The organism is Acinetobacter sp. WA-87 (genome assembly GCF_039938935.1).
Classification (GTDB): domain Bacteria; phylum Pseudomonadota; class Gammaproteobacteria; order Pseudomonadales; family Moraxellaceae; genus Acinetobacter; species Acinetobacter seifertii.
The window spans coordinates 32,479-50,529 of sequence record NZ_JBDUVF010000005.1 but is presented as its reverse complement, the minus strand read 5'-3'; the positions used below and the strand labels follow the sequence as shown (position 1 = coordinate 50,529).

Sequence of the window (18,051 nt, the reverse complement as noted above, 5' to 3'; positions counted from 1 at the left end):
TATAAAATCAGTGATAAATTTAGACTTTAAATTCAATATCCATTTCGTTTTACAGGATATCTAGCACAGGTCGATGTGCATAAAAAAGGTGAACGATTATGCCAATTTACAATGCTCCTTTAGCTGATATGAAATTCATCTTAAATGATGTATTTAAAGCAGAACAATTTTGGCAGTCTAATGAGAAACTCGCTCATGTAGATGCTGCAACTGCTGAAGCAATTTTAGAAGAAATGGCTAAATTTGCTCAGAACGTGACTCATCCATTAAACCGTACTGGTGATGAAGAAGGCGCTCGCTACGAAAACGGCGAAGTCTTTACTCCTGCTGGCTTTAAAGATGCATTTCGTCAATATGCAGAAGGTGGCTGGATTGGCTTAGGCGCAGATGAAGAATGGGGCGGTCAAGGCATGCCAAAAATGCTGACCGTTCTTGCCGATGAAATGTTATTTGCGACAAACCCATCTTTCATGCTCTACCCGCTTCTTTCAGTGGGTGCTGGTATGGCTTTAAGTAGCTATGCATCTCAAGAACAAAAAGAAACGTATTTACCTAAGATTTATTCAGGTGAATGGTCAGGTACCATGTGCTTGACTGAACCTCATGCAGGTACTGATTTAGGTATTATTAAAACTAAAGCAGAACGTAATGAAGACGGTACTTATAACATTACTGGTACTAAAATCTTCATTACAGGCGGTGACAACGATTTAGCAGAAAATATCATTCACTTGGTACTTGCTAAAACTCCAGATGCTCCTGCGGGTTCACGTGGTATCTCACTATTTATTGTTCCGAAATACCTAGTAAATGGAGATGGCTCGTTAGGCGACCGTAACCATGTTGGCCCAGGTTCTATTGAACATAAAATGGGGATCAAAGCATCTGCAACTTGTGTGATGAACTTTGACGGCGCAAAAGGTTACCTCGTTGGTAAAGAAAACGAAGGGCTTGCTGCAATGTTCGTGATGATGAACTACGAACGTTTATCAATGGGTATTCAAGGCTTAGGCGCTTCTGAGTTTGCTTATCAAAATGCTGCTCAATATGCGACTGACCGTTTACAAGGTCGTAGTGCTGCGGGCGTTCAATCACCAAATAAACCTGCTGACAGTATTTTAGTTCATGGTGATGTACGTCGTATGCTACTTAACGTACGTGCCAACAACGAAGCTTCTCGTGCATTTGCTGTTTATGTAGGTCAACAACTCGATATCACTAAGTTCTCAACTGATACAGAAGCGGTGAAAAAAGCCAATAATCGCGTTGCGCTTTTAACACCAATTGCAAAAGCTTACCTCACAGATACAGCATTCCAAGCAACTTTAGATGCTCAGATGGTATTTGGTGGTCACGGTTATATTCGTGAATGGGGTATGGAACAATGTATTCGTGATCTTCGTATTGCTCAAATCTACGAAGGTACCAATGGCGTTCAGTCTCAAGATTTAATTGGTCGTAAAACTATTAAATGTGGCGGCGCATTCATTGCTGAATACATCACTGAGATTCGTGACTTTGCAAATGACCTAGACACAGATTTGAACTTCATTAAAGATGCAACATTAGATGCTGCAACTGAAATTGAAGCGATTACTCAGTTTATTATTGAGCAAGCTGCTGAAAACGTAGACTTCCCAAATGCTGCTGCTGTTGATTATTTACATGCAGTGGGCTTACTCAGCTTCGCTTATATGTTTGCAAAAATTTCTGCTGCAGCTAAAGATAAGTCTGGTGATTTCTACCAAAACAAACTTGCTTTAGCTCAATACTTTGTTGAACGTATCTTGCCAGATATTGATGCACGTATTGCTAAAATTAAAGCGGGTGCTGACTTAATTATGGGCTTTAGTGAAGACTACTTTACCAACCAAGCATAATTAAATTTTTCATAAAAAACGCCTGATTACTCAGGCGTTTTTTTATTTTGTATTTACTATTTCTATTGGCATAAAATTTGTTTATTTTCTAGGCATACTCATATCAAAAAAGATTTTACTATGCCTGATCCTAAAAAGTTTGAAAGAACACTCGACCGATTTGGACACTATGCTGTTGAAGCTTTTCATTATTTGGCTTTATTCATTATCGGCTGTATGGTGGCATGGTCAGCGGCACATACTGTTTTTGAAATTTTAACTATCAAAAAATATGCATCAATTGATGATATTTTACTATTATTTATCTACCTAGAACTTGGCGCAATGGTTGGGATTTACTTTAAAACCAATCACATGCCTGTACGCTTTCTTATTTATGTCGCAATTACAGCCTTAACCCGCCTACTCATTTCCGATATTCAACATGACCATAAAGCGGATATCGATCAAGTCATTATTACTGGTTCAATTTTAATTTTAGCGATTTCAATTTTAGTGGTTCGTTTTGCTTCATGGAACTATCCATCGGTCATGAAAGAAAAGCATTCAAAAACCCCAGTATCACTCAAAACTCCTCAGCCACAAGATGATGAGTTAGCATAAAAAAAGGCCTCGATATTGAGGCCTTTTTAATATTCTATATTTTACACTTAACGCACACGATAAACTTGGTGATGTGAATCAACTAATAAATATTGATTCGGTGTTTTCACCCAGTGATACCCACGTGGTGGCTCATATAAACGATGTGCGCGCCAGTCTGAAACAAAGTAACGGTGATCACGGTATTCTACAGGAATACGCTCCCCTCGCTTAACTACGACATATTCGCCACCACGGTTTGCTTTGACCCAACCCGGTCCTCTATGTTCATCGCGATGGTCGTAACGCTGATCATAATGTCGATTATCGTTGCCGTGATAATTATCCCAGCGATTATTTGAATCCGCCATCGCAGTAGCAGATATACCCAACATTAAAGTTGAAAGTACAAGAACGATTGGCTTTTTCATGGTGCATCCCTTTTGTCTTGATATAGAGCTAGATTAAAAGAGAGTCAAGGAGAAACCATGAATAAAACAGGCTTGATTGATATTGTTTGTAATGACTATAAAGAAAATATGAAGAATCTGTATCTATGCTACCATTAGCATTTTCCAAGCTAGGTCAATTGCTGTGTCTGAAATCAGTTTTGAACGTCTTCATCAATTTTTCTGCAAAGTTCCAAGTGTACAAGAAGCCCGTATTATGGCTCATGGAGCAGATGGCGAACACGCTTGGTGGTTTAAGTTCAGTATTGATGTAGAACACCCACTTGCATGGCAAACCGTGCAAGAACTCGGCCATGTTTTAAATTATCTCTCGACAAATGAACGTCTACCAACCTTATTCTTTCCTGTTTCACCACCACCTTATATGAATGGGGAAGCCAAAGATTTTTTATCGTGGATTATTCAGTGTAATCACCCTGAGTTTAATCCTGATGTGGTTTGTGATTGGCTTGAAGCGCGTTTACCAAATCCGGTAGATGATGAATCTCAGTGGAAAATTAAGACTGATTTGAGTGAAATAGAAAAACTTGATGATAAAGCTTTGGATCAATTGATTCCGCCAGCGCCTTAAATCGGACTTATGGCACAGCCTTTACTTACAGTGATGTTCTAATATCTTTTGTATAGGCTAATGCCTCACTTTTGAAAGGTCAAAAGTGACAAAAACCTTTGTTTCACTGATGTTGCTTCCCTGCAACACAGTGGAACGGCGACATCCATGTCGCCAATCACCTTGCCAATTTTGTACAAAATCACGGCAACGAATAAGTTCCAAGTTTAGAACCAAACTAAGCAAGACTCCGTAGTGAACATATCACCTCAACATTTATATAAAAAATAGAATTAGAAAGTCGATAATCCTGACCATTCCATAAAGCGATAAATCCAATATTTCACTTTAGACTCGTCGGCATACTTCGCGTAATCGACACTCATCTGTTTCCCCTGCAAGTTTGACCATGAAGTATTGAAGTAATCCTGAGCATCTTTAAAAACTTGATCTTGAACTTTGCCGATAACCAGCATATCCGTTTCAAGGTTGTAATTTTTTAAATTACGAGCAGTGAAATTGGCAGAACCTACAATCAACTCAGCTTGCTGGTCGTTATATTTCACAATCATTTTGCTATGGTTCTGCTCACCATGCGTGTCACACCAACGGATTGGAATGCCCGCAGCATGTAACTCTGAAGCAACCTGACGGTTTGGAATACCATTCTTTTGTCTTCCAAATGCATCTTTATTTGGATCAAGTAAAACACGAACAATCACACCTCGTGCTTGAGCATTTTTTAGAGCTTGAATAATCTTACGTTCAGACAAATAAAACATACTTAAATCAATATGCTCTTTGGTTTTAGCCGAGTTAATTAATTTCAGCACAGATTCATAGATCGCACCTTCCGTTAACACTTGAACTTGAGGTTTGGTTATATCTTTTTCAAAGTCACCTAAAATCAGTGAGGGTGAACTACTTCCAGACATTTGTGCAACAGCAGCCTCTGTTTGGAGAACATCAGAAGCCGTGGCTCCTGTTACAACCAACGCCACATTAGAGTGTCTCGAACTACCATCGTGTGGATTTGCTGACGTAACCAATGATTTCCAGCCAGCATCAGTATCAACAACTAATGTTTTACGGTGATTGGCTTTAAAATTAAATAAGTTCAGATAACTTCGTAACGTAATTTTTTCATTACCAAATGGGTTAGGTAACCAGCCCTTTTCAGGGTTATTTCCAACACTCTGACAACAGATATACCAAAACCCTGACCAAAGTGGATTAGATGCACGTAAAGGGATCAGATTCGTTTCGATAACATCAACCCCAGCTTGACGTAACTGACGATAATGCTCAGGGCTTAAACCGCCATAAACCGAGTTAATCGGGTCAGTAATTAGTACAATTTGAATTTGACGGTTTTGTCTTTTCTTACTCACTAATGCATCAGTTAATTCTTGCATCAATGGTCTTTGCTTTATTTTTGAATCCCCCACCTCTGAATTGAATAAGAACATATCGACCACAATAGTAGACTTTGCCTCATCAATCATTTTCAAGATTTCATCGAAAATATGCTGATCAAGCTTCTGTTGACCATTGGCATCCAGATAGGTTTTATCTGCTAAAAATTTGACATCGGCATGTCTAAGCTTGCCACTAAAGTTAATGCCCTGTGGTAATGGTTTTACTGTGTGGTAAATTGCCGATGCAACATATGCTATAGCAACAACGCAAAGTAATACCGCCATATAACGACGCCCTGACCAATTTATTTTTTGATGAATTCGCTGAAAAATACGCATAAAAAAGACCTAACTTGATCATTTCAAATTAGGTCTTTTAGCTTGATTTTTCAAGTTTAGTTTCGTGTTATGCCTTAGAAACTAAAGTTTACACCTACAGTAAAATTACGTCCGACTTGTGGAACATTTGCGAGGAAAGACTCATGCTGATAAATACGGCTATCTAACAAGTTATTGGCATTCAAGAACACTCGATAATCGCCAATATTGCTATATTTCCCGTTATAACCAACGCCTAAATTCAGCATGTTATAGCTCTGCCCTCTAGTTTCATAATTAGCAATATCATCTTGTTTAAACACATGATAATACTCGGCAGAACCATCCCAGCCATCACCAAAATCTGCTTTGACTTTAGTACCTAAACGTCCACCAGGAATACGTGGTGCATTTTCATTATCAATTTTGCCGCGAACATAATCGCCAAATAATCCTAAATTATATACAGGTGAAATTTGGTAGCTTAGGTCAGCATCGACACCATAAAATTTTGCTGCATCTTGACTATATTCAATGAGGCGGAATCCTTGGAACTCATCTAAGGTATTGGCATAAATAAAATTATCAAAACGGTTGTGGAAAACGCTTACATTGTATTTCAAAAGGTCATTATCAAAGTGTAAACCCAACTCGACATTATTTGAGCGTTCTTTCTTCAGGTCATCATTACCCAACTCATAGGTATTGGTCGCCATATGTACACCGTCTGAATACAACTCTTGGGCAAATGGTAAACGCTCTTGATGTGATGTTGTGAGGGACAATTTGTATTGCGGAATAAATTCCCAGCTTGCTGTACCAGCAACCGAATATCCTGTACCCGTGTAATTCTTTTGATCTGACTCAATGTCGATAGTTTGATGGTCAACACGAGAAGAAACTGCAAGATTGACGTTATTGATTTGTTTTTGTTGTAAACCAAACACGCTATAACGCTGGGTTTTGCTTGGGTCCATAATGGATTCATCACCAACAATATTTAGTTTTTGTTGGGTATATTGCGCGCCAATTTGTCCTGTCCAACCAGCCCAAGCATTATTTTCTAACGTAACTCGGCTATCTATACCTTTGCTTTTAAAGGTTGTCCCGACATCAGTATTATGCATTTCTTCATGTTGATAATCTGTATAGCTTGCTTGCGCTGCAACTTTAGCAAAACCTGCAAATGGATCTTTTAACTCACCTTTTAAGTCATAACGCTTTTCTTTGAGATTAATCCATGAAGCATCATGTTCGTGGTCATGCCCATGATCGGTTGGATCACCTGAACCGCACACAAGATGCAAGCCATCACGCTCACATGAACCAAAAAGCTCATTCTCAGCAGGAATGCCATATTGATCATGACGTTGACTAAATGATGCACCGATAAATCCACGGTCTCCAATCCAAGACAGTCCAGCATTATAATTTTTAGAATCGGCAAAAGTGCTATCTTGACGACGCTCGTCTGTTTGCAAATCTTTAGGCAAGATATAGTCATTCGCATCGCGCTTTAAACCACCAACACGTAGCGCAACATGGTCACCTAAACCGACTGTTGTTTGCCCCGAATAAAGCAACTCGTCACTACCCGAGTTATAGCGAACACCGGCTTTACCTTGGTAACCCTTATCTGGCATAGCTGTTGGAATTTTTTCATCAACAACATTTACCAGTCCCCCAACTGAACCTGCACCATATAGTAAGGCTTCAGCACCATTTAATATCTGAATATCTTGGGCAGAGTTTGGATCGACAGTAACAGCATGGTCTGGCGATACAGATGAAACATCCATTACATCGCCACCATTTTGTACAATTTTGACGCGTGTACCATCTTGACCACGAATGACTGGACGGCTCACCCCACCTGTATATTGAGCCGCATAAACTCCGGCCTGACCATTTAAGGCATTACCAATACTTGTTGCCCCTTCCGCCAAAGACGTGTTGTTAACTGGTTCTGCCTTAACCTTAATTGTTGCCAATTCGGCAGGTTTCTCATCCTTAGTATTTGTATCATCCGCTGCCATCACTTGCTGAATGGAAAATGATAATAATGAAAGAACAAAAATCTGTGTTTTGAGCTGCATAATGAATGACCCGTATTTTTTGTTATATTATAACATTCCAAACGTTTTGCAATAAAAAACATTAACCCAAGGTATGTTTCGTTAGACTCGTTGTTTTTGATGATGTGAGAAGCGTCCGTTTCCAATGCCTTTTACAATCTCTCATGCTGTTATTGCACCACCAATTGCCAAATTAAGCAGAAATACTCTACCTATTGCCGCCTTAGCGATTGGCAGTATGACACCTGATCTTTATCGCTTATTTACAGTTCAGTCCAGCATGCTAACGCACCAATGGAAAGGTTTACTCTATCCCAACCTTGCATTAGGTCTTGTCTTTTGTGCAGTTTGGTATGTTCTATATAGGCCTGCGGTTTACCGTTTTTTTGGCATTCAACATGATTTGAAATTAGACTCTATTAAACGTTTTATATACTTTTTTATTGGAGTTATATTCGCGCTCATTATCGGTATTGCCACTCATCTCATTTGGGATGGCCTTACCCACTCTGACTTTAGAACGTTTATCTTTCAAGATTTTTTATCCCAAACGGTTCACTTCTTTGGCCGCCCGTATCCTTTGCATCGCCTTCTTCAGCTCGGTTCTTCTGCACTGGCACTACCTTTTTTAGGTTGGATGAGTATTCATTACTATCACAAATATAAACAGCACTGGAAAATAAGCCGTAAAGTTAAAATTTTTGCTTGGTTCCTGTTTACTTTATCTACACTTTTAGGTTTATTTTCTCTTTGGGATTATGCCCGTTACATTCCTCACGAGGTTTGGCATACCGATACCTATTATTTCACGGGTCGATCCATCAATGAGTTCATGCAGGGTTGGTTAAGTACCTTTAGTTTAGGATGCTTATTATTCTTGTTTTTAGATAGACAACAAAGAATGGGATGAATAGGTAAACTTGCTGCCAAATTGCTCATTTTTAGCTAAATTATAGCTGTTTTTTGATCTAGTTCTTGTCGCATGCCACTCAAAAGGGCATAATCGAAAACTTACTTTTTTGACGGTGCGCGGTTTACGCATCCGTCTTTTCAGCCAATATAGTTTGGATAATCTTCATCATGATGCGAACTCATTACTGCGGCTCTTTAACTGAAGCCCAAATCGACCAAACCGTTACATTATGCGGTTGGGTACATCGTCGCCGTGACCATGGCGGTGTTATTTTCCTTGATATGCGTGACCGTGATGGTCTCGTTCAAGTGGTTATTGACCCAGATACTCCAGAAGCATTTGCAACAGCAGATAAAGCACGTTCTGAATATGTATTAAAAATTACAGGTCGTGTTCGTCGCCGTTATGAAGGTACTGAAAATGCCAACATGGTGAGTGGTCAAATTGAAGTTTTGGGTAAAGACATCGAAGTTCTTGCCACTTCAGAAACACCTCCATTCCCTTTAAATGATGAAAATACCAATATTTCTGAAGAAATTCGTTTGAAATATCGTTTCTTGGATATTCGTCGTCCTGAAATGTTGGATCGTTTACGCTTCCGTTCTAAATTGACCAACCTTATTCGCAACTATTTCGAAGATAATGGTTTCTTAGACGTTGAAACACCTATTTTGACACGTGCAACTCCTGAAGGTGCACGTGACTACTTAGTACCAAGTCGAGTACAAAATGGTAGTTTCTATGCACTTCCACAATCACCACAATTATTCAAACAATTGTTGATGGTGGGTGGTATTGATCGTTACTACCAAATCGCGAAATGTTTCCGTGATGAAGACTTGCGTGCTGACCGTCAGCCAGAATTTACTCAAATCGACGTTGAAACATCGTTCATGAGTGACGATGAGATCATGGACTTAATGGAAGTCCTTACTGTGAAGATGTTCGATGAACTTCTTGGCGTTAAATTCGATAAATTCCAACGTATGACTTACGCAGATGCAATGCGTGACTATGCATCAGATAAACCTGATATGCGTATTCCGTTGAAACTCGTTGATGTTGCAGACTTAATGCAAGAAGTAGAGTTCAAAGTATTTGCTGGACCTGCAAAAGATCCTAAAGGTCGTATTGTTGCTTTACGCGTTCCTGGTGCAGCATCATTGCCACGTAGCGCAATTGATGAATACACCAAATTCGTTGGCATCTATGGTGCAAAAGGTTTGGCTTACATCAAAGTTAATGAGCTCGCGAAAGGAATTGAAGGTCTTCAATCTCCAATCGTGAAATTCATTGAACCAATCGTACTTGAATTGTTGGAACGTGTTGGTGCTCAAGATGGCGATATCGTATTCTTCGGTGCTGATAAAGCTAAAGTTGTAAATGATGCAATGGGTGCACTTCGTGTCAAGATTGGTCACGACTTGAATCTTGCAACTTGTGAGTGGGCTCCACTTTGGGTTGTTGACTTCCCAATGTTTGAAGAAACTGACGATGGCAAATGGACTTCTGTTCACCATCCATTCACTCTACCAAAATCAAGCGTAGAAGAAGTGAAGAACAATCCAGGTGAAGCACTTTCTGTTGCTTATGACATGGTATTGAACGGTACTGAAGTTGGTGGTGGTTCTCTACGTATTTATACATTAGAAATGCAAAAAGCGATTTTTGAAGCGCTTGGTATTTCTGATGAAGAAGCGGAAGAGAAATTCAGCTTCTTGCTTAATGCACTTCGTTACGGTGCTCCTCCTCACGGTGGTCTGGCATTTGGTCTTGACCGTTTAGTAATGTTAATGACTGGCGCGACTTCTATTCGTGACGTTATTGCATTCCCTAAAACGAAAACTGCTGAATGTCCACTTACTCAAGCACCTGCTCCAGTTGAAGCTAACCAGCTTCGTGACTTAGGCATTCGTTTACGTGAAAAGCCAAAAGCTGAAGAATCTAAATAATTTTTAGATTTTAAATAAAAAACCCTGCTTAAGCAGGGTTTTTTATTAAGTAGTTTCAATGGGATATTTCTTTTTCAAAACTTGAGACTGTATTAAATTTTTGTTCAAAAATTTTAATAATTTCTAATTTTAATTTTTCAAAATCAACCACATGCTCATCATCATTTAGACAAATTTGTGGAAATTGTTCATTCTTAATCACATAATTAATTTCAGAGAGATTTTGCAATCTTAAATTAAAGTTTTGTCCGCGCTCAAAGATATTTACAGGACAAAAACGATTAGAACATAACTGCCAAAGCCTAAACAAATATTGGTTAACATCTAAAGGTTGTCTAAAGCGATGACTTGATACTTCTCTCAAATAGTTTTCTTCTTTTTCCCAAACCTCTTCAAAAACCGACTTCAAGAATGGCTGAGGTAAATGAGTACTATAAAAGCTTGAGAATTTTCGGTTATATAAACTTAAAAAATTATCCCAATTGTTGCTTATGGAATATCGAGGATTAAAAAGCGCATACGGATTTTTTCGAAATAGTTTTCTCTTATCAAAATATTTATTGATAATTGCAACATCAGTCAAAGCAACAGCGCCTAAAAAATTTTCCTCCCCTACTACCATCAACGGCTGTAGCCGAATACCATCACAAGGTAGTCCATTCTGAAAGAAAAATTCTGGCTCTAAAGGTCTATTAATAAAAGTATCATCATTAAAGTAGACAAATTGCTCTGCAAGCCCTTCTATTTTATGAATATTAATTTCTATAGCATGAGAGTTAAATGTAGGTAAACAGTTTGATTCTATAATTTGATTATGGGTAACTAAATTTAACTTAGGATGACTTTTGACTAAGAATTCAGGGAAATGACCACATGTCACAAGATGAATTTTTCTGACCCACGGACAAAATTTTTCAACAGATCTAAACCAGAAATGAAGATTGTTCCAATCGCGATAACGGCACTCATCACTGAGTTCTGTAACCTGTTTATTTACTTCTTTTAATTTATAATATGAGTAATCTTGCTGCCATCTAGTATCAGTTGAGTCTACCCAAATCATTACGAAATCAATAGGCTGCATTAAACACATATCCAAATAAGTACAGAAATTTACTAAAAAATCTCAGATAAAAAATGGAATTCAATGTTTATTAATGTTAATAAAAATTCATAATTTGTTCATAATTTTAATTTTTCTACACAATTGACTCAATTTAGGCTCTATTGAGATGAGAGTAGGCAAATGGCATAATAACTGCTCTTTTCTCCCCGTGGTATTTGATTATGGCAATGCGTCCTGAAGTTCGTCGACATGCTTTAGTCGTGATTGTATTCTCTCTTGCGCAGTGGTTTTTTATGCGCTATATCCTTTCTCATGAATTATTCAATTTAACAACGAACCAACGTATTCTTTATTTCTGCGTAAGTAGCCTAGTAGGCGCATTACTTATTTTTGTTGCACTCATTTATATGGTGCTTAAAGGAAATGCGGATAAAAATTAATATCCGCCTCCCTTTGTAAGCTTTAGATAATTCTAAGCCTACTTTCCAATATAGTTCTCACATAACTTAAGTAGTTCCGGATGTCTATCATGCTGATGGACAATCGGAATAATTTCTTGATTGCGATTAATAATAAATCCCTGATCATTAACTGCAATTTGCTCTATTGGATATAACCCTAAAGTTACAATAATTGATTCAAATGGCTGACAGCGAGTTATATCACTTAAACTATTAGTAATTAATAATTTATTATGCATAGCTTGATCATAAATTCTTTCAGACATTTTCTGATATGGCTGCTTGCAGAATTCTTCAATCATTTTATTGATATAGACTCTAATTGATTCATGATCACCAATAGTGACCCCTGAACAAGAAACTTGTTCATCTTTTGCAATGTTATAAAAACTCTCTCCATATGCATCCAAAATCCATTTTTGGTTATATTGCTCAGTACCTATGGTGAAATCCGGATTTTCCATCCCAACAAATAGACCCTTGCCAAGATTTTTGAAAGGATTACTTTGGAAAAAAACATCTCGAACATCGCTAAGTAATACATGTGAAGCATCAGGATGGCTGTCTACAATTTCTTTGTATTCAAAGAAACGGCTCACATGCGGATAACCTGTAATTTTAAGACCCCTAATTTTTGATTCAGGAATAGTCTCATTTACTGTTAAGCCAATAATTTTCTTAAGAATATTTTTTACAAACTTAAATTTATAAACACCTGAATATTTTGACTTTGATTTAAACTTTCCAATTGCTGAAACTTTAAATTCAATTTTAAAATTTTTGATATCTGAAAATGCATTTACAAATTCTGTCATTTGCTCTTTATATATAATTAAAGCCAATATGCCATCAAAGTTTGCTTTTTCCAAAGAATATACAAAAGAAGAGATAAGGTCAGCATTGTATCCAGTTGCTGACCCGATAATAATATTTTTTTGCTTAATCATAAAATTAATAATAAACCCCAAGAAAATGACTAAATTATATATTTATTAAGTATATATTTCTTTAGTTTAACTCTTAAGTACCGTAATAAATCACTATCATCTTGTGAAACATGTGTAACTAGACTTCTTTCCTTTTCCAAGTAACTTAACGCATCATTATTTTCAATAATCGGATGATCAAATAAAAAACTGACGTAGAAGCTAAAGTCACCTCGACCAACAAGATCTTGCCAATGGTCGTAAATTTTGATCGGCTGATGATAATCCACTAACATCTGCGCCATTTTACGATCTACAACATAAGCATACGCATACGCTAGTTTTTCAAGATAATCATAATCAACTTTTAGAATTTTTTGGCCATACAACTCTTCAGGTAAAAACTTTCCACGAACGCGATTGCATATTTTCATTTGGATACCGCCCAAGCTTAGGAAAAAGCAGGGACCCAAGTTTAAAGAATGAATATGTTTTTCTAAGTCTTGGAAATCAATTTCAAAACGTTCAATCACATCATCTTCAAAAATAACGGCATATTCTTCATCAGAGCTTAAAAAATCTTTTAATGCAGCTATATGTGACATGGCGCAACCAAGCTCACCTGGTGTCATCGGTTTCTTCTTACCTGCTACACCCTGCTGAAAATACTCACTAACACTTAAATTTTTCCCTATAACCCCAAATTGCTTAAATTCATCGCGATATTTGTAAAATGTTGGCTGAGAGTACAGCTTTTTTAAACGTTCACTATTCGTAGATTCAATACTGATTAAATATTTTTTCATTTCATTCAAATGTTAAAATGAGTCAGGGATAGTCTATCTAATTATAGTTATATCGAGTGTAAAATTTAATGCTAAATCGCCTAATCCAAAAAAAATGGTACAAATACCAGCAAGCAAAAAAAGCAAAATCTTATAATTCTCATTGGTATATACGTTTTGGCTGGCTAGAACAACCTTTTACAGCACTTGAACAATTAGATTCACTCTTTGAAATCCATTCACCTAGAAAATTTACATTTGCAGATAGCTTTTATGCTTATGAAAATGATCGTCATTTCATTTTCTTTGAAGAAGTTGATGATGAACATCCTGTAGGCTTTCTTTCTGTCTTAGAAGTTTTTAAAGATGGTACATACACAGCACCTAAAGCTATTTTAAAGCTCGACTATCACCTATCCTATCCTTGTGTATTTAAAATAGATAATACTTGGTACATGGTGCCAGAGACTTTTAGCAACAAAACAGTTGAACTTTGGAAATGTACTGAATTTCCACTGAAATGGGAAAAACATTCTAATCTTCTAGAAAATATTGAAGCAGTTGACAGCACACCTTTTTACCACGAAGGTTTATGGTACCTTTTTACCTCAACACGTCGCGATTGTAAGAAATTTGGTGACCGTTTAGATCTATTCTTTACTGAAGATATCTTAAATCCAAACTGGCAAGAACACCCAATGAACCCAGTATGTAAAGGAAAAATTCAATATAGGATGGCTGGAAAACCTTTTTTCTATCGGAATAAACTGGTTCGTCCAAGTCAAGACTCTTTAAAGCGTTATGGTGGACATATTGAGCTTAAAGAAATCATAAAATTAAGTCCGAAAGAATATGAGGAAAGACTGTACGAAACAATATATCCTGAATGGAACAAAGAAGATGATGGATGTCACACTATTGATGTACATTCCAATTTCGTTGTTGTGGATGCAATCCGTTTGACCCCAAAAGATAATTAGCGTTGTTGTCGCAACGCTAATTTATAAATATCTAGTGTTTTATTAACCATTGCATTTAAAGATAATTCAGCTTCTGCTTTATCAAACGCAGGCTTAAACTCATAATGAATATGCTCAAAATTTTCACTAGCAATTTCAATTAACTTTTTAAGTTCCAATGCAGTATTATCTTTTGCAATATATTTTTCTGGAATAAATTCTCTTACCATCCCCACATCAGTGGCAATTACAGGTTTATGTACCAATAATCCTTCCGCAACAATTAATGGACCTCCTTCTCTCGAGGAAGATACCACCACTAAATCACTTGCTGCCAAATACGGATAAATGTCTTGCTGATAACCCACTAATTTAATTTTATCACGCAAATGCAGATCTTGAATTAACTGACTTAAACGTTCATGCTCGGGTCCCTCACCTAATATTTCTAGGCGAATCTCCAAACCTTGCCATGCTTCTATAAGTCGATCGAAGCCTTTTACTGGATCTAATCGGCCAATTGCGATAGCTTTTTTTAGAGTTGTTCTAGGTATATCAGCACTCAATCTTTTTTCCTGAGCAACACCATTATAAACAACATGAACTGATCGATATTCACTAACTTTATCTGCAACAGCCTGACTTACAGTAATGACCTCATTAAAATGATGATAACTACGCATGTTATTTTTCATACCATGAATGGTTGCCACACTTGGTACTTTTAAAAAGGGCAGAAGAAAACTCAACATTTTTGATGCTTTTCCGCCTTGAGCATGAATAATATCAGGTGCAATTTTTTTAATTTCTTTAAAAAGTGAATAAAGAAGACTGATATTCATTCTTCCTTTAGAAAAATCAAAATAATGACAATGAAGATGTTCTAATTGAGGTATTACATTTCGATAGTTTAAGTCTAAAAATAAATGGACTTCTTGCTTTTGTGATAATTCTGCGCAGAGTTGAAAAGTATGCTTTTCTAATCCACCGATTTTTCCACCATCTGTTGCCATAATCTGAACAATTTTCATAACTTGCCTACTTATTTTTTATCTTTATTCATAGTCTGTTCAAATAGTTTGGCTTCTTTTAGAAAAGCATAAAACGCATTAATCATACTATTTACGAAACCACGCCAACCATTTAAGAAACTACGGCGAATAAAATAAGACTTCAGAAAAGTCACTGGCATTACCAGAACTAATTTAGCAACACTTGGAGACTTACCCTTTTGGTATTTCTCTAATGCTTTGAGGTTGGAATATTGGTTATTTTTTTCGACTTTAACGAAAATGCTCGACTCGCCATAATGGTAAATATCATGTTGAGCACGCTGAGATTCACCATCTACGATCACGTTTTCATGAACTTTATTGGCTAGATCATAGTGTCCTTTAGACTTGCGAAAAAAACGCACCTTCGCATGTTTTTTAGTATGTTTACTATTAGGGACACCTAAAAACACATCATTAATTGGAGTGATTAATGCATCAAGCTTGTTCTGTTGAATGGTCTCAACAATTTCTTGTTTTAACTCTTTAGATAAGACTTCGTCGCCATCTAAATTGAGTACCCAATCATTTCGGCATTTTGCTAAGGCCAAACTTTTTTGCCCAGCATACCCCTGCCAGTCTTGATGAGAAATTTGGGTATTTTCAAAGCGCTTTGCAATTTCATAAGTATTATCAGTACTACCTGAGTCTAAAATAATAACTTCATCAAACTCACTGACACTTTGCAAAGTTCGCTCTAACCAAGCACCACAGTTTAAAGTGACAATATAAACACTACATGGAATTTTATTCATAACTTATAACGTCCTTTAGCAAGGGCGATACGCATCTGTAAAGCATTCATGGCACCATGCGTGCTGACACGTGGAATATTAAATTGATTAACTGCTTCGTAAGCTTCGATTTTTTTACGAGTCGATACTGCGTTTTTAAAGCCAATCTCTTGAGCCATTTTCTGGTGCTTTTCATTAAAACGACCAAATGGATAAGCAAAGCTCGGGCACTTTCCAACTAATGCTTCAACGTCACGTTTAGACTGAAGCATCTCATCATAAGCAGTTTGATCATCAAGCTTAAGCAAGTTCACATGATGTTGAGTATGCGCACCGAACTCAATTAAACCAGAGTTGGCCATTTCATGAATTTGCTCAGGAGTTAGCTTTTCGATTCCTTCAATTTGCGTCGCCAAATAAATAGTTGCTTTCGCATTATATTTTTGAAGTAATGGATAGGCATAAAGATAATTATCCATAAAGCCATCATCAAAACTTAAAGCAACGACATTTTTTTGATTACGGTATTGTTCAAGTTCAGAGACAAAGCAAAAAGTAGTGCCTTTACGCGTCAACAACTGTAAAAGTTGTTCAAACTTTTCAGGAGGCATATTCATACCAGAGGCTGCATCTTTAGGAGTAACCTGATGCAACATCACAATGCGTGGTAGTTTGTTCGAACGAAACGGAAGCCAGAAAGTATAATTACCCAGCACATATAACAGTGCAGCAAGTGCTAGTAGGCCTACGGCAACGTACAAAAACCACATCATGCATAAACCTCATGTGACCATTCATAATCTTCTGAAAGGGGCTGCTTAAATGTCACTTCAACCATATATTGGGTGATGCGTTTAGCATTGAAAGATCTACGTGTTTTCTCCCAGCCCTCTTTCGCTATTTTTTCAGCCTGATCTGGGTTTTGATCAAAGAATTGGATCTTCTTAGCCAAATCAAATTGATCATCAAAGTAAACTACTTCCTGCTCAGTATAAAGTTTCTCAAAACCTGGAATTCTTGGGCTAAAGGTGAGTAAACCATTACCAGTCAGCTGTACAATACGGTCAGAACTATACAAGGTTACATCATTACGGCGTGAGTAATTAAGTCCCATTTTTGTTTCAGACAAAACCTTATAATAAGCTTTACCGTAAACACCTGGTTGTTCAAAACAACCATAATATTGATAGTTTACATGACCTTTTTGCAGAGCATCTGCCAAATCTTTTAAGAACTTTTCACGCTCGGGTTCTTTATAAACCACACCGCAGAAGATAAATGTCTTGTCAGTCTTAGAGTTTGAAAACTGTTGCAGAATTTCTACATTACGATGACCAACATTAGGTAAATAAGCTACGCTTAAATGTGGCTGCTTTAACTTCTGTAGATACTCACCACCAGTTGTACAGAAGATAGCATCTAAATATGGAGAGAATGCTTTGACAAAACCAAGTTTGCTCTCTAAATAAAGCGGGTCAACATACCAAAATGCTATTTTAGTATTTGGATAAGATTCTTTAATTTGTCTGAGGACATCTGGACTCATCAAGTCACTATGACCTATAAGTACCAAATCAGGCTCAATGTTATTGACGACTTTTAATACTTCTTTATTGGCCCAATTAGCACCCAATTTTTTTGTTTTAAAAATGGTGCCCATTCGTGCCATATCACGAAAGCTAAAATCATAAACAAAATGGCCATTTTCAATTAATCCAGCAGAAATTTTACGGTCTGTACAGTAAAAATGTGCGCCTTGTTTATTAAAGCCAAAATTTGCGATATGCAATATTTTCATTCTAAACTCTATAATTCCATCAATTCTGGAGATGAACTAAAATATTATATCATGCCTGAATTTATGTAGACCCTGTTAGCGAAATATAGGATGATATCGCGCTTTTACACTT

The 18,051-nt window shown here is 37.0% G+C and carries 17 protein-coding genes; 7 read left to right on the top strand and 10 right to left on the bottom strand.

The annotated features are described in order from the left end of the window. The first annotated feature begins 98 nt into the window (after positions 1 to 98). Together ABFY81_RS14445 and ABFY81_RS14440 are read left to right on the top strand one after the other, a co-directional pair. On the top strand, positions 99 to 1,880 hold the full coding sequence (locus ABFY81_RS14445) for an acyl-CoA dehydrogenase C-terminal domain-containing protein (protein WP_347914036.1): 1,782 nt from the start codon (positions 99 to 101) through the stop codon (positions 1,878 to 1,880). A gap of 120 nt (positions 1,881 to 2,000) precedes the next feature. Further along, complete coding sequence (locus ABFY81_RS14440) at positions 2,001 to 2,483, top strand: phosphate-starvation-inducible PsiE family protein (RefSeq protein ID WP_004705685.1); 483 nt, start codon at positions 2,001 to 2,003, stop codon at positions 2,481 to 2,483. 47 nt (positions 2,484 to 2,530) lie between these two features. On the opposite strand, the gene ABFY81_RS14435 is transcribed toward ABFY81_RS14440, so the two are convergent. After that, a complete protein-coding gene (locus ABFY81_RS14435; RefSeq protein WP_019457489.1) occupies positions 2,531 to 2,893 on the bottom strand; it encodes an RcnB family protein in 363 nt (120 codons plus the stop codon). 163 nt (positions 2,894 to 3,056) lie between these two features. On the opposite strand from ABFY81_RS14435, the gene ABFY81_RS14430 reads away from it, so the two are divergent. Continuing rightward, positions 3,057 to 3,503, top strand: a complete 447-nt coding sequence (locus ABFY81_RS14430; protein ID WP_004705683.1) for a hypothetical protein — start codon at positions 3,057 to 3,059, stop codon at positions 3,501 to 3,503. 272 nt (positions 3,504 to 3,775) lie between these two features. Here the strand turns inward: ABFY81_RS14430 and ABFY81_RS14425 are convergent, their stop codons facing one another. Then, entirely contained in the window at positions 3,776 to 5,239 is a 1,464-nt protein-coding gene (locus ABFY81_RS14425) for a phospholipase D family protein (RefSeq protein WP_347914035.1), read from the bottom strand. Between the two features lie 74 nt (positions 5,240 to 5,313). Further along, complete coding sequence (znuD, locus tag ABFY81_RS14420) at positions 5,314 to 7,314, bottom strand: zinc piracy TonB-dependent receptor ZnuD (RefSeq protein WP_347914034.1); 2,001 nt, start codon at positions 7,312 to 7,314, stop codon at positions 5,314 to 5,316. A 124-nt stretch (positions 7,315 to 7,438) separates the two neighbouring features. Between znuD and ABFY81_RS14415 the strand changes: the two genes are divergently transcribed. Both ABFY81_RS14415 and aspS read left to right on the top strand, forming a co-directional pair. After that, entirely contained in the window at positions 7,439 to 8,203 is a 765-nt protein-coding gene (locus ABFY81_RS14415) for a DUF4184 family protein (RefSeq protein ID WP_347914033.1), read from the top strand. 170 nt (positions 8,204 to 8,373) lie between these two features. After that, complete coding sequence (gene aspS / locus ABFY81_RS14410; RefSeq protein ID WP_004705679.1) at positions 8,374 to 10,158, top strand: aspartate--tRNA ligase; 1,785 nt, start codon at positions 8,374 to 8,376, stop codon at positions 10,156 to 10,158. 55 nt (positions 10,159 to 10,213) lie between these two features. Here aspS and ABFY81_RS14405 read toward each other — a convergent pair whose 3' ends face one another. After that, positions 10,214 to 11,242, bottom strand: a complete 1,029-nt coding sequence (locus tag ABFY81_RS14405) for a stealth conserved region 3 domain-containing protein (RefSeq protein ID WP_347914032.1) — start codon at positions 11,240 to 11,242, stop codon at positions 10,214 to 10,216. Positions 11,243 to 11,445: 203 nt separating this feature from the next. Here ABFY81_RS14405 and ABFY81_RS14400 point away from each other — a divergent pair, with 203 nt between their 5' ends. Next, on the top strand, positions 11,446 to 11,664 hold the full coding sequence (locus ABFY81_RS14400) for a hypothetical protein (protein ID WP_019457482.1): 219 nt from the start codon (positions 11,446 to 11,448) through the stop codon (positions 11,662 to 11,664). A gap of 38 nt (positions 11,665 to 11,702) precedes the next feature. Here ABFY81_RS14400 and ABFY81_RS14395 read toward each other — a convergent pair whose 3' ends face one another. Both ABFY81_RS14395 and ABFY81_RS14390 read right to left on the bottom strand, forming a co-directional pair. Beyond that, a complete protein-coding gene (locus ABFY81_RS14395) occupies positions 11,703 to 12,653 on the bottom strand; it encodes a lipooligosaccharide outer core biosynthesis glycosyltransferase GtrOC6 (protein WP_347914031.1) in 951 nt (316 codons plus the stop codon). A gap of 8 nt (positions 12,654 to 12,661) precedes the next feature. Further along, entirely contained in the window at positions 12,662 to 13,417 is a 756-nt protein-coding gene (locus ABFY81_RS14390) for a glycosyltransferase family 25 protein (RefSeq protein ID WP_019457480.1), read from the bottom strand. Positions 13,418 to 13,485: 68 nt separating this feature from the next. On the opposite strand from ABFY81_RS14390, the gene ABFY81_RS14385 reads away from it, so the two are divergent. Beyond that, the gene (locus ABFY81_RS14385; protein WP_174724064.1) at positions 13,486 to 14,376 is read left to right on the top strand and encodes a hypothetical protein; all 891 of its coding nucleotides are present in this window, start codon (positions 13,486 to 13,488) and stop codon (positions 14,374 to 14,376) included. Here the strand turns inward: ABFY81_RS14385 and ABFY81_RS14380 are convergent. From ABFY81_RS14380 to ABFY81_RS14365, 4 genes are read right to left on the bottom strand one after another with little or no spacing between them, the layout of a single operon-like run. Continuing rightward, on the bottom strand, positions 14,373 to 15,386 hold the full coding sequence (locus ABFY81_RS14380) for a glycosyltransferase (protein WP_347914030.1): 1,014 nt from the start codon (positions 15,384 to 15,386) through the stop codon (positions 14,373 to 14,375). The genes ABFY81_RS14385 and ABFY81_RS14380 overlap by 4 nt on opposite strands. Before the next feature lie 11 nt (positions 15,387 to 15,397). After that, the gene (locus ABFY81_RS14375; RefSeq protein WP_347914029.1) at positions 15,398 to 16,162 is read right to left on the bottom strand and encodes a glycosyltransferase family 2 protein; all 765 of its coding nucleotides are present in this window, start codon (positions 16,160 to 16,162) and stop codon (positions 15,398 to 15,400) included. Then, the gene (locus ABFY81_RS14370) at positions 16,159 to 16,914 is read right to left on the bottom strand and encodes a polysaccharide deacetylase family protein (RefSeq protein WP_347914028.1); all 756 of its coding nucleotides are present in this window, start codon (positions 16,912 to 16,914) and stop codon (positions 16,159 to 16,161) included. The genes ABFY81_RS14375 and ABFY81_RS14370 overlap by 4 nt, the downstream gene beginning before the upstream one ends. Next, positions 16,911 to 17,939, bottom strand: coding sequence for a glycosyltransferase (locus tag ABFY81_RS14365; RefSeq protein WP_068936704.1), 1,029 nt, complete (start codon positions 17,937 to 17,939; stop codon positions 16,911 to 16,913). Before ABFY81_RS14365 ends, ABFY81_RS14370 begins: the two co-directional genes overlap by 4 nt. Positions 17,940 to 18,051: the final 112 nt, after the last annotated feature.